Annotated in this window: 15 protein-coding genes and 1 other annotated feature; of the genes, 1 reads left to right on the plus strand and 14 read right to left on the minus strand. The window is 49.1% G+C overall.

Annotated elements, in window-relative coordinates:
* Positions 1-4 precede the first annotated feature (4 nt).
* Positions 5-547, plus strand: a complete 543-nt coding sequence (locus tag ACP26N_RS11370) for a transcription repressor NadR (RefSeq protein WP_131502723.1) — start codon at positions 5-7, stop codon at positions 545-547.
* A gap of 86 nt (positions 548-633) precedes the next feature.
* Here ACP26N_RS11370 and ACP26N_RS11375 read toward each other — a convergent pair whose 3' ends face one another.
* From ACP26N_RS11375 to ACP26N_RS11440, 14 genes are all read right to left on the minus strand, one after another.
* Positions 634-1,917 carry a hemolysin family protein gene (locus tag ACP26N_RS11375; protein ID WP_426353851.1) on the minus strand — a complete coding sequence of 428 codons (1,284 nt, stop codon included), beginning with the start codon at positions 1,915-1,917 and terminating at the stop codon, positions 634-636.
* Between the two features lie 41 nt (positions 1,918-1,958).
* Positions 1,959-3,254: a GTPase ObgE gene (gene obgE / locus ACP26N_RS11380; RefSeq protein ID WP_026827820.1), complete on the minus strand. Its 1,296-nt coding sequence runs from the start codon at positions 3,252-3,254 to the stop codon at positions 1,959-1,961.
* 15 nt (positions 3,255-3,269) lie between these two features.
* A complete protein-coding gene (locus ACP26N_RS11385) occupies positions 3,270-3,755 on the minus strand; it encodes a Spo0B domain-containing protein (protein ID WP_131502725.1) in 486 nt (161 codons plus the stop codon).
* Between the two features lie 70 nt (positions 3,756-3,825).
* Entirely contained in the window at positions 3,826-4,104 is a 279-nt protein-coding gene (gene rpmA / locus ACP26N_RS11390; protein ID WP_012370976.1) for a 50S ribosomal protein L27, read from the minus strand.
* A gap of 14 nt (positions 4,105-4,118) precedes the next feature.
* The gene (locus ACP26N_RS11395; protein ID WP_026827819.1) at positions 4,119-4,457 is read right to left on the minus strand and encodes a ribosomal-processing cysteine protease Prp; all 339 of its coding nucleotides are present in this window, start codon (positions 4,455-4,457) and stop codon (positions 4,119-4,121) included.
* A 3-nt stretch (positions 4,458-4,460) separates the two neighbouring features.
* Positions 4,461-4,769, minus strand: a complete 309-nt coding sequence (rplU, locus tag ACP26N_RS11400; protein ID WP_012370978.1) for a 50S ribosomal protein L21 — start codon at positions 4,767-4,769, stop codon at positions 4,461-4,463.
* Positions 4,770-4,784: 15 nt separating this feature from the next.
* Positions 4,785-4,855, minus strand: a sequence feature (ribosomal protein L21 leader region).
* A gap of 77 nt (positions 4,856-4,932) precedes the next feature.
* The gene (locus ACP26N_RS11405; protein ID WP_131502726.1) at positions 4,933-6,270 is read right to left on the minus strand and encodes a ribonuclease E/G; all 1,338 of its coding nucleotides are present in this window, start codon (positions 6,268-6,270) and stop codon (positions 4,933-4,935) included.
* A 63-nt stretch (positions 6,271-6,333) separates the two neighbouring features.
* A complete protein-coding gene (gene minD / locus ACP26N_RS11410; RefSeq protein ID WP_188005451.1) occupies positions 6,334-7,137 on the minus strand; it encodes a septum site-determining protein MinD in 804 nt (267 codons plus the stop codon).
* Positions 7,138-7,187: 50 nt separating this feature from the next.
* Positions 7,188-7,862, minus strand: a complete 675-nt coding sequence (locus ACP26N_RS11415; protein ID WP_131502727.1) for a septum site-determining protein MinC — start codon at positions 7,860-7,862, stop codon at positions 7,188-7,190.
* A gap of 3 nt (positions 7,863-7,865) precedes the next feature.
* The gene (gene mreD, locus ACP26N_RS11420) at positions 7,866-8,369 is read right to left on the minus strand and encodes a rod shape-determining protein MreD (RefSeq protein ID WP_131502728.1); all 504 of its coding nucleotides are present in this window, start codon (positions 8,367-8,369) and stop codon (positions 7,866-7,868) included.
* Positions 8,362-9,246, minus strand: a complete 885-nt coding sequence (mreC, locus tag ACP26N_RS11425) for a rod shape-determining protein MreC (protein ID WP_131502729.1) — start codon at positions 9,244-9,246, stop codon at positions 8,362-8,364. The genes mreD and mreC overlap by 8 nt, the downstream gene beginning before the upstream one ends.
* Positions 9,247-9,260: 14 nt before the next feature.
* Positions 9,261-10,295: a rod shape-determining protein gene (locus ACP26N_RS11430; protein WP_012370984.1), complete on the minus strand. Its 1,035-nt coding sequence runs from the start codon at positions 10,293-10,295 to the stop codon at positions 9,261-9,263.
* A 161-nt stretch (positions 10,296-10,456) separates the two neighbouring features.
* Entirely contained in the window at positions 10,457-11,089 is a 633-nt protein-coding gene (gene radC, locus ACP26N_RS11435; RefSeq protein WP_188005452.1) for a RadC family protein, read from the minus strand.
* Positions 11,090-11,136: 47 nt separating this feature from the next.
* Positions 11,137-11,715, minus strand: coding sequence for a Maf family protein (locus tag ACP26N_RS11440; RefSeq protein WP_426355412.1), 579 nt, complete (start codon positions 11,713-11,715; stop codon positions 11,137-11,139).
* Positions 11,716-11,782: the final 67 nt, after the last annotated feature.

The raw sequence follows: 11,782 nt of genomic DNA on the forward strand, positions 1-11,782 counted from the left end.
GGTCATGGGAAGAAGACAGTCCGGAGAAGAACGCCGGCAAGAGTTACTAGAGATGATTCAGCAAAGCGATCGGCCCGTTACAGGTACGAAGTTAGCGAAACAGGCAGGTGTCAGCCGCCAAGTCATCGTACAGGACTTATCATTACTAAAAGCAAAGGGACATCCTGTCGTCGCGACGGCCCGAGGATATTTATTAAATCACCCCGAGCTTGACGGATCCCGCCATATCAAAAAAGTCGTCTGTCGGCATGGTCGTGATCAATTGAAGGCGGAGTGTGATGCCGTCGTTGACGAAGGTGTCATCATCCGCGATGTCATCGTTGAGCATCCCGTCTATGGATTTTTGACCGGGGAATTGATGCTGAAAAGCCGCCGGGATGTCCGAGCATTGATTGAACAACTTGAAGAAACGCAGGCAACGCCTTTATCTACTTTGACGGACGGCGTTCATATTCATACGCTCGAAGCCGATAACGAAGAAGCTTTACAAGCCGCAATCGACGCCCTTGACCGGTTAGGGATTCTTGTTTCAGAGCTCGATGTCTAATTTTGTATACTTCTTGATCTGTAGATCTTGTCATCACAAAAAAGGTCCATCCCGTTAAACGGAATGGACCTTTTTTGTGATTGGGATCAGACGGTTGGATCATCCGTCCCTTCTGATGATTCATTTTGCGAGAAAACAGCTGAGACGGTTTGAACACGCCGGTTTTCGACATGCAGGACGGTTAAGGTCACCGGTCCATACACCATCTGAGTCCCCACTTCCGGAATATGACCGACATCTTCCATGATCCATCCTCCAAGTGACTGGGCTTCCGTTTCCGGCATCGCCAAGTCAAATTGATGACAGAAATCTTCAATGTCGTACTCCGCCAGACATTCATAGCGGTTAGGACTGACTTGTTTCGTATATTCGAGTGACTCATCATGTTCATCCCAAATCTCTCCGACCAGTTCCTCGAGAATGTCCTCGAGTGTAATCAAACCGGCTGTACCGCCAAACTCATCCAGTACAACAGCCATATGTGACTGTTTGACTTTTAGTTCCGGCAACAAATCGATGATATGGGTTTGCGGAACAACAAATGAGACCGGACGAATCAATTCACGAATCTCGACACGTCCGTTCTTGACGAATTCCCGTAAAAAGTCACGTTCTGATAAAACGCCGATGATATGATCAATCGAATCTTTATAGACCGGCAATCGCGAGAATCCGCCTTTTTGCACTTCACGTAAAATTTCATCAAAACCGGCATCAATGTCAATCGCTTGAATATTCGTTCGCGGTGTCAGTGCCTCTTCGACCGTGACATTCTTGAAGTCAACCGCCCGGTGCACGATTTCCGCCCCTGCTTCGTCCATGACACCCTCTTCTTCACTGATATCGACCAGAGCCCGTAATTCCTGTTCGGTGACGAGCGGTCCTTTCGGATCAGCCCCGATCAGCAGTAACGCAACCTGTCGCAATTTCAGAAACAAGAAGATGGCCGGCTTAAACAGAAGTAGACAGACATGCAGCGGACCACTAATCCAAAACACATAGGTTTCCGCATGTTCCCGCGCATAGGATTTAGGAATAAGCTCCCCAAATAACAAAATGAGCAGAAACGTCAGGAAGACAATACTGATTCGAACCAATAGATCCGTTGATACCGTCATCGTCAACCATCCACCAATCATCGCTACACCCAAATTGGACAGGGTGTTCCCGATTAAGATGGCTGTCAGCGTTTCCTCATACCGTTGCAACAGACGGAGTGCCTGGGTCGCACGGCGGCTTCCTTCTTCCGACTGATGCAAAATCCGTAACCGATTCGCGCTCGACAACGCGGTTTCGGACGATGAGAAAAATGCCGAGACGACAAGCAAGACGAAAAACCAGATGATCTGAATCGCGGGAAGTGGGTCCACGATGCTCTCACACTCCATTTCTCAAATGAACTTGTTTTTTCTTAGAACGAAGACTCGATGAATTCGAATTCGAAGTCGCGGATTCGAACGACGTCGCCGTCAATCGCACCCATCTTACGAAGTTCTTCGTCGACACCCATTTGACGCAACGTCCGGGCAAAGCGTTTGATTGACTCTTCACGCATGAAGTTTGTCATCGTGAACAGCTTCTCGATCCGTGGCCCTTTGATGACGAAGCAATCATCTTCATCTTTCGAAACCGTAAATCCGGCTTCCGGTGCTTCATATCCGTAAACGACACGTGGTGTCGCTGTTTTTTCTTCCAGTTCTTCGAGACCGAATTCAGGCGTCGCGTCAACAAGATCAGCAATACGGAATAAGAGGTCACGTAATCCTTGACGTGTTGCTGCCGAGATGGCAAACACTTCAAGACCCGGGAACGCTTCTTTGAACGCTTCGAGATTCGCTTCCGCATCCGGCATATCCATTTTGTTTGCGACAACGACTTGTGGTCGTTCTGTCAGACGAAGGTTGTAGTCCGCAAGCTCTTTATTGATGATATTGTAATCTTCAATCGGATCGCGTCCTTCCATACCACTCATATCGATGACATGAACAATGACTTTTGTCCGCTCGACGTGACGGAGGAACTGGTGACCAAGACCCACACCTTCGCTTGCGCCTTCAATCAGACCCGGTAAATCGGCCATGACGAAGCTGCGGCTGTCTTCCGTTTCGACGACACCGATGTTCGGTGTAATCGTCGTGAAGTGATACGCCCCAATTTTCGGACGCGCTGCTGAGACGATTGACAGCATCGTTGATTTCCCGACACTCGGGAAGCCGACGAGTCCGACATCTGCGAGCATTTTCAGTTCGAGTTTCAAGTACTTCTCTTCACCCGGTTCACCATTCTCCGCGTGTTCCGGAGCTGGGTTTGCCGGTGTTGCGAAACGTGAGTTCCCGCGTCCGCCGCGTCCACCTTTAGCAACGATTGCCTGTTGTCCGTGATGGACAAGGTCAGCGATGACTGCATCCGTGTCATCATCATAGACGACAGTGCCGGGTGGAACTTTGACGACGAGGTGCTCGGCTTTACGTCCGTGCATCCCTTTCGACATTCCGTTTTCACCTTGAACGGCTTTAAAGTGACGTTTGTAACGGAAGTCCATCAACGTCCGGAGTCCTTCATCCACTTCGAGAACGACGTGAGCACCATGTCCACCATCTCCTCCGGCTGGACCGCCGTCTGGAACATATTTCTCGCGACGGAACGCCACTTGCCCGCGTCCTCCATCTCCTGCTTTTACATAAATATTTACCTGATCGACAAACATGTCAGATTCCTCCTATTACTTTTCTTCCTCTGCAGGAAGACTTTCGATTTCAATCACACACTCATACTCCGTCTGTGACTCGATCTCCATCGGCGTCACTAGATCTTTAAGGCGCGACATATCTAGTAGATCCCGATAGATCTCGATGGTCACGCCCTCATGGAAGGTCACGGATACTTCTCCATTCCCCACTTCTATCATGTCAAGCGCAGCTTCAAGAATAGACGCTACACGTGCATCCTCGATCTGCTTTGGTGTTTCGATTACATCATATTCGACAGTTAGGCCTGTCCAATCTGCTCGTTGCAGTGCGAGTGCCGTTTTCGGTAGTCCGATCAGGGAAAGTCGTCCTTCTCGTGACGCTTGTTCCCGATACATGGAACAAATCGATTCAACAGCCGCCTCGTCACCCATCGCGCTATATGAACGAACAAGTTGTAATCGATTCAACCATTCGTGACGAAGTGACTTCAAAAGATCCAGTACCTGCTCATCCTTCATCAGTCCGTTCCCTCCTAAAAAAAACAGACCCTAACCCCTGAAAGTGGCTAGAGTCTGCTTCATCGATCACTTATGCTGGGTAAACGCTGACTTGTTTTTTGTCGCGTCCGAGACGTTCGAAACGAACGACACCAGTTGCAGTTGCGAAAAGTGTATCATCGCCACCACGTCCGACGTTCATACCTGGGTGAATCTTCGTACCGCGTTGGCGGTAGAGGATTGAACCAGCAGAAACAGTTTGACCGTCTGCACGTTTCGCCCCAAGGCGTTTCGATTGCGAGTCACGACCGTTCTTTGTCGAACCTACCCCTTTTTTCGATGCGAAGAACTGAAGATTAAGTTTCAACATGTGGAATCCACCTCCTATATTTGTTCAAGTTGGATAAACTCACCGTAACTTTCAGCGATAGTTCCAAGCTGGACCAACATCGCTTCCAGTAACAATTGGGTGCGTTCACTGACATCCGGTGCTAAGTCAGCATACGGTTCTACATAAAAGTAGCCACCTTCTTGTTGTTCTGCCATTTCAAGGAGCAGGACCTGCCCGAGCAGTGATTCGATGGCATTGTATGCCCCGAAGATCACACTTGATGTGCCGGCACAGACTAAATCCAAACCAGGCTCAGCGAACTCGGCATGTCCTGTCACTTCGATGGAACGGATTAACTCCGCTTCATCTCGTCGAATCTTGACACGTATCATGGCTTACGCTTCGATTTTCTCGATGCGGACCTTCGTGTAAGGTTGACGGTGACCTTGCTTACGACGGTAGTTCTTTTTAGCTTTCATTTTGAAGACTGTGATCTTTTTCGCGCGAGCGTGTTTGATGACCGTTGCTACGACCTTCGCACCTTCTACGAGTGGAGCGCCGACTTTAACATCGTCACCACCAAGGATCAAGACTTCGCCGAATTCTACTGTGCTGTCGACGTCTGCGTTTAATTTCTCAACGTAGATCTCTTGGCCAGCTTCGACTTTAACTTGTTTACCACCAGTTTTAATAATTGCGTACATTACGTGCACCTCCTCTTAGGAACTCAGACTCGCCATCACGGGCAGCGGATGCTTTAAAGACCCGGTCTGTGCGGTTGTAGTCATTTGGGTGCTTCCAAACGAACTAACGTTATTCAGAATACCAAATGAAGTTGACTATTGTCAATAACGTTCTGCCGGATTCTCAATGTCTTTTGACAAAATCGTCACAGTCGGCTTTCGTACCGGTAAACAGAATGCCCGGTTCACCTTCTATCAGAAGTAATTCAAGAGGACTTTCGGCGAGAAGCAACGGACTGAGCAGAGCGAGCGGAGCGCGAACGACCGCTGCTTCCGCGTGTATCGCGAGTTCCATCAACCGTGGCTCGAGTTGACGGTGGATGGCGACCCGGGACAACTGACCATGATCCCGTGACCGCTCGAACAAGGACTTCCCGTGTCGCTGACGTGTCAGTTCACATAAACCCATTTTCGTAAAACCGTATACTTCGATCTGTTTCGATTCGTGCGCTGCCCGTTCCTTCAACAGTTGTGTCACCCGTGTCTGTCCTTTACTGGATCCCCTCAAAAAATCGACGGCAATCATCCCGCTGATATTTCGCAGACGGAGCTGACGCATGATTTCAACCGCTGCTGCTTCATTGATTTGATCAAACGTCCGTTTTTGTTCCTTGACGGAAACCGTCTTGCCGCTGTTGACATCAATCACGGTCATCGTTTCGACTTCTTCAATCAGCAGGTAAGCCCCGCCGTCGAGCCACACGACCCGGTCCAGCGCCTTCTCAATCGTCCGGTCCACCTGTTCCATAATCGGCAGGCGGCCTTTGATGACGGGACGTTCGACCTGAAACCCCATCTGCTCCAGGCGCTCTTTCTCCATTCTGTTCGTGACGAGTGCCTCTGTGACATGACTCAACCGCTTCGCCTCTTGAATGATCAACGGCTCATCCTGTTCAAGTGTCGTCTGCTGTAACATATGTTGATGACGTGCACGAAGTTGCTTCAATTCCGCCATCAATACCTCGACTTCGGCTTGCGCCGCTTCTGTCCGGTATAAAATCCCTTCCTCTTCCGCCACCGGAATCACTTTAGCCAGTTGCTGTTGGACGACCAAATCCAGCTTCCGGCTGAAACGCACACGGCGTCCGTACGGGAAATAGACGAGGAATCGTCCGCCATACGTGATGTTTTGTGTCACTTTATGCTGTTTCGGGGCTGCCCCTTCTTTTACGACCTGTACGAGTACGGTCTGACCGACTTGAACAGCTTTCCCGATCGTCGGAACTTCCGGATAACGGCGTAACGTCTCCAGCGTTTCATTGATCGGTAAATAAAGCGGCGTCCCGTCCGTCGCAATCAAAAATGCCGCTTCAAGCGTCGGGTGCAGGCGGTCAACTTTCGCATGCAACAAGGTACCGACCCGAAGTTCATCCCGCATCCGTTCGTGGTATTCAACGACCCGCCCCCCTTCGACCAACGCTACCCGTTCCAGGGACGGAGTCTGTTCACTAATCCATTTCATCTTCATTCCTCCATGAAAAATAGACTAGAAGCATAAAACCCTTCTAGTCTATTTTTCCCCATCTTATTTCATGCCAAGCATTTTTTTCAGTTTCACGAAAAATCCTTTTTGCGGCTGTTCCATGATGTCGAGTAACGGAACCGATTCGCCGAGAATCCGTCGTGTGATGTTCCGGTAGCCGAGACCAGCTCGGTTATCCGGATTCATCGTTACCGGTACGCCCCGGTGAGACGCCGCGATGACTTCTTCGTCATCGACGATCAAACCAAGCAGATCGATCGACAAGATACGCATGATTTCGTCGATATCGAGCATATCTCCAGCCGCCATCATATGCGAGCGGACACGGTTAACGACGAGCTTCGGCACGATTTGACGCTCCGAACGCTCCAGCATCCCGATGATCCGGTCTGCATCCTGAACCGCAGCTTTTTCCGGTGTCGTGACAATAATGGCTTCGTCTGCACCGGCAATCGCATTCATGAATCCTTGCTCGATTCCTGCCGGGCAGTCAATCAAAACAAAGTCATACTCTAATTTTAATGAGTCAATGATGCCTTTTACCTGTTCCGGTGTGACGGATGATTTATCCTTAGACTGAGCAGCAGGTAACAGATACATCTCTTCAAAACGTTTATCACGGACGAGGGCTTGATGCAGTTTACATTGTCCGGTCACGACGTCAACGATATTATAGATACTCCGGTTGTCGAGGCCAAGTACGATATCCAGATTCCGAAGACCGATATCTGTATCGACGAGACAAACCGAATTCCCCATCAGCGCAAGTGCTGTCCCGATGTTTGCAGTTGTCGTCGTCTTACCGACTCCACCTTTACCAGATGTGACGACGATGGCACGTCCCACATGCGTTTTCGCATCTTTATGTACCTGTTCTTTCACTTGTTCCATATCTGTCACCCTCTTTCACTATCAATCGCAAATTGATCCATCCGCGCAAGCGGAACGGTTTGAAGACGAGAAAATTCGACTCCTGTTTCCCCTACAAAAGCACAACCCATTTCTAACGCCTTGATCGGTGCATCATCCGGATCTTCATGTACGAAGTCGGAAATCGAAATCCATTTCGGTTGCAGGATACTTGCCGCAATGACAGCCTGCTCGTTCCCGCCTTTTCCTGCATGAACCGTTCCCCGTAACGCCCCCAGACAATAAATACTGCCGGTTGCGTGAACGACGGCTCCCGGATTGATGTCGCCAATGACGACGATCGATCCTTCAACATCTACGACATGCCCACTGCGGGCCGTGCCGCCAAAGTAATGAAACGTTCGGTCCCCGTAAAGAGCTTTTGCTTCATCCTTCGTCAGACACTCGCTGTCGTACCCATTAAACGAAAATGAATCATGACGCGCAACGATGGATTCGACAGCCGTCACAACGCCTTCGTCGACGTAACGGCGACCGAAGAAGAAAGTAATCGGAACGGCGCGTCCGTTCTCGACGGATTTGTCGGCAAGCGTCAATTCTAAATCGTCAAGAAATTCATCCACACTGCACCTTTCATTTACATAGACGGCGAGGCCACCACGATGGCCCTTCATCGTTACATAACGCTTACGCTCAATCATGACTCATCCTCTTTTCTCATCAAATGTGGATTGCACCAGTCGCGTCATCGGATAATACAGCATGATGATCCCAATCAACTGAGCAATGAGACTCCTTGGAATGATTTGTGTCGCGAGTTCCTTGAAGGGAACACCGACTCCTACGACCGAAGCCGTGAAGAAATAAATATCCAGTTCAAACAAAATAGCGCTGAACGTAAAGGTGACGATAATCGTTAATACGTTCTCCTTTACATATTTTAGCACGAAGCTACTAAAAAGCGGAATGGCAGATAGCGCAAATAAATAAATTCCGATGATATCCGAATAGACGAAATCATATAACAGACCGAACAGCAGTCCAAAACCAAGCGCTTGCTCAATTTTTCCATAACGCCCTAAAAACATCAACGCGATCAACGTAACATGAATGACGTAAGGAGAGCCGTCTCCAAGCGGACCTGCGAACAACGTTCCTTCCAAGATAAAAAGAAGGAACACGGCGAAAAACAACTTGATGTTATTCACTAGTGTCCCCTCCCTTGTCGGTCTCAGCGAAAGGTTCCTTCGCTTCGCGTTGAATCACAAAAACGTGACCAAACTGTTCGAAGTCTGCTGCCGGTTTGACGTATGCGATTTTCGAAGCACCGTATTGATCCGATTTCACTTGTTCGATCTTTCCGACCACGATACCACTCGGATACTTACCACCGAGTCCGGATGTCGTAACAGTCTGACCTTTTTTCAGTTTGGCGTCGTTCGGAATCTTCGTGAATTTCAAGAGATTCGTCTCTTCATCAAATCCTTCGATCGTACCGAAGACACTTTTTCCTTTCGTATCGTCCGCAACTGCTGAGACATTGTTCGTCCGGCTCGTATCTGATAACAATTGAACGAGTGATGTGTAGGCACTTGTCTGAATGACACGGCCAATTAAACCATCTGCTGTCACGACGGCCATATTGGCTTTGACACCTTGTTCTTTTCCGATATTGACCGTGACGAAGCGTTGCCATTCGGATGACGTTCGACCGATCATTTCTGCCGGCAATAACGTATAATCCCGAATCGATCCTTTTAGCTTCAACATGTCTTTTAATTCATTGTTCTCACGTTCCAAATCGCGGACTTTGACGGAATTTCCGGCATAGTCGCCCAGTCGTGATTTTAAATACTCATTTTCCTTATACACATCGCGCACTTCTTTAACCGAAGTGACCGTATCATCAATCCAGCCAATCGGTGTCGCAAAAAGACGTTGGCCAACCCCGACGGTATCGCGGACAAAACTTTGATACCAGTGGGTCTGGTTACGTCCTTGGAGCGAAATTCCGATTAAAATCACCAAAAGGAGAAAACTAAGGAGTGTGATGAGCAGTTTTCGATTATTTAAAAATCGCTTCATCGCTCATCCCGTCCTTATCTTTTTTGTGAGATGCCTGATTTCGAACGTAACACATTCATCATCTCCAATGATTTACCTGTACCGATTGCGACACAATCAAGCGCGTTTTCCGCAACGAGTGTCAAGATGCGTGTTTCATCTTCAATCACGGCATCCAAGTTTTTCAGAAGGGCGCCGCCGCCTGTCAAGACAATTCCGCGGTCCATGACGTCTGCTGATAATTCCGGCGGTGTTTGTTCAAGCGTGTGTTTGACACCGGCTAAAATTGCATCGACCGTATCTGATAACGCATCACAAATTTCTGCGCTTGTGACTTCGATTTGTTTCGGAAGTCCCGTCACGAGATCACGTCCACGAATTTCCATCGTCTCGTTTTCCGACTCTTCATCAATCCGGGCATAACCGATCGTCATTTTCAACGTTTCAGCCGTCCGTTCACCGATCATCAGGTTGTATTTCGATTTGATGTAACGAATGATTGACTCGTCCATCTCGTCTCCACCGACACGAATCGATTGGCTTGTCACGATACCGCCAAGTGAAATGACCGCGACTTCCGTCGTTCCGCCACCGATATCGACGACCATTGATCCTGTTGGTTCAGAAACCGGGAGACCTGCTCCGATTGCTGCTGCAAACGGTTCTTCAATCGTATAGGCTTCACGTGCACCAGCAAGTTTCGCCGCGTCTTCGACCGCACGTTTTTCAACGGACGTAATCCCGCTCGGTACACAAATCATGACGTTTGTTTTAGAAGAAAATAATCCTTTTTTCTTTGTTGCTTGATCCATGAAGTATTTGATCATCGTAGCCGTTGTTTCATAATCGGCGATAACCCCATCTTTCATCGGGCGTCGTGCCGTCACGTTTCCCGGTGTCCGTCCAATCATGTTTTTTGCTGCGTTACCTACTGCTTCAATCTTGCCTGTATCGGTACGGAATGCGACGACAGAAGGTTCGCGCACGACGATTCCTTGCCCCTTCACATAAACGAGCGTATTTGCCGTACCTAAGTCAATGCCGATTTCACGGCTAAATGATCCAAACATTATTCAAAAAACCCCTCTCTGAGAATACACTTCACTAATTATAACGGAAAAGCCTTCCTTGGAAAGCGTTAAAACGTTACAGCTTGTTTACAGTTCAATGGTTGTTACAAAACTAAAAACGCCTGAGGTCAGGAAGCACAGTTCCCCCTCAGACGTTATTCTTACATAAATCCCCGCTGTTTCATACTAATAAATTGTCCATGCCCGATGACGAGGTGATCGATGCAACTGATTCCGATCAATCTGCCCGCTTCGACCATTCGTTCCGAGACTTCGATATCTTCCCGGCTCGGCGTCGGATCGCCGGACGGATGATTATGGACAGCAATGAAGCTTGCCGCCGAACAACGGATGGCCTCCCGAAATATGTCGCGCGGGTGAACAATCGATGTATTGAGCCCTCCGATAAACAGCGTCTTCTTCGAGATGACCTCATTTTTTGTATTCAAGTACAGGCAGATGAAGTGTTCCTGCTGATAGAGCCGCATCTCTTCCATCAATAATTCGGCGGCATCATCGGGTGAGCGGACGACCGGACGGACCCATTTCGGTTCCGTGACAAGCCGCCGCCCGAGTTCAAGTCCCGCCATGATTTGAAGCGCCTTTGCTTTGCCGACGCCCGGTGCCTTTTCCAGTCCCCCGACACCTGCCGCTTCCAGTTCAATTAGCGACGGATAAATGTCGAGTAAATCTTCAGCAATTTCAAGCGGGCTCCGGTTCCGTGTCCCGCTGCGGACGAGACATGCCAATAACTCCACCGTCGTCGCCTGTGCCAAACCCTTTAACTGAATCATATCCTTTGGCCATTCAATCACTTCATCCGACCTTTCTGTTCATGAAATTACGCGAACATCGGCTTGATTCCAAATGTTTCGAGACGACGGCTGATTGGATTGATCGGTAAACCGACGACATTATAATAGTCGCCGTCAATCGCTTCGACGAATAGACCACCTTTTCCCTGAATCCCGTATCCGCCTGCCTTGTCATACGGTTCCTCTGTCGCAACATAAGCCAGCATCCAGCTTTCCGGGATATCGCAGAATCGGACCTTCGTCGTGATCGTAAACGTCTCCTCCCGCTCGTCCGTTAATATCGTCACGCCGGTCACGACTTCATGTGTCCGTCCGGATAACCGTCGTAACATCTCGAGAGCAGCCGCTTGATCGACCGGTTTTTCAAGAATGTGCCGATCCAGGGCGACAACCGTATCTGCTGCCAGGACGATTTCACCGGACTTCGCCACGGTCCGGGCTTTTTTCCGTGATAAATACATCACATACTCGTCAGCTGACATCGGATACGGGGCTTCCTCCAACACATCGGCCGGTCGTATCATATGGGGCACACCGATCTGCCGTAACAGTTCGGTCCGTCTCGGAGAGGCCGAAGCCAGAATCAATGAGTGTTGCGTTATCATCAGTATCACGCTCTTTTCCTTCTTTTTCGACCAGTCTTACTGGAATCAACTTTCAGTATAACGAAAA

Origin of the sequence: Exiguobacterium sp. R-39 (genome assembly GCF_049942815.1) — a bacterium.
GTDB lineage: Bacteria > Bacillota > Bacilli > Exiguobacteriales > Exiguobacteriaceae > Exiguobacterium_A.

Coding starts and splice junctions, on each gene's coding strand:
- ACP26N_RS11405 (WP_131502726.1), bottom strand. CDS start 6,270: ATGAAATGGATTAGTGAACAGACTCCGTCCCTGGAACGGGTAGCGTTG.
- radC (WP_188005452.1), bottom strand. CDS start 11,089: ATGATTCAGTTAAAGGGTTTGGCACAGGCGACGACGGTGGAGTTATTG.
- ACP26N_RS11385 (WP_131502725.1), bottom strand. CDS start 3,755: ATGAAGGATGAGCAGGTACTGGATCTTTTGAAGTCACTTCGTCACGAA.
- ACP26N_RS11395 (WP_026827819.1), bottom strand. CDS start 4,457: ATGATACGTGTCAAGATTCGACGAGATGAAGCGGAGTTAATCCGTTCC.
- ACP26N_RS11430 (WP_012370984.1), bottom strand. CDS start 10,295: ATGTTTGGATCATTTAGCCGTGAAATCGGCATTGACTTAGGTACGGCA.
- mreC (WP_131502729.1), bottom strand. CDS start 9,246: ATGAAGCGATTTTTAAATAATCGAAAACTGCTCATCACACTCCTTAGT.
- ACP26N_RS11370 (WP_131502723.1), top strand. CDS start 5: ATGGGAAGAAGACAGTCCGGAGAAGAACGCCGGCAAGAGTTACTAGAG.
- ACP26N_RS11440 (WP_426355412.1), bottom strand. CDS start 11,715: ATGATAACGCAACACTCATTGATTCTGGCTTCGGCCTCTCCGAGACGG.
- ACP26N_RS11415 (WP_131502727.1), bottom strand. CDS start 7,862: ATGATTGAGCGTAAGCGTTATGTAACGATGAAGGGCCATCGTGGTGGC.
- obgE (WP_026827820.1), bottom strand. CDS start 3,254: ATGTTTGTCGATCAGGTAAATATTTATGTAAAAGCAGGAGATGGAGGA.
- rplU (WP_012370978.1), bottom strand. CDS start 4,769: ATGTACGCAATTATTAAAACTGGTGGTAAACAAGTTAAAGTCGAAGCT.
- rpmA (WP_012370976.1), bottom strand. CDS start 4,104: ATGTTGAAACTTAATCTTCAGTTCTTCGCATCGAAAAAAGGGGTAGGT.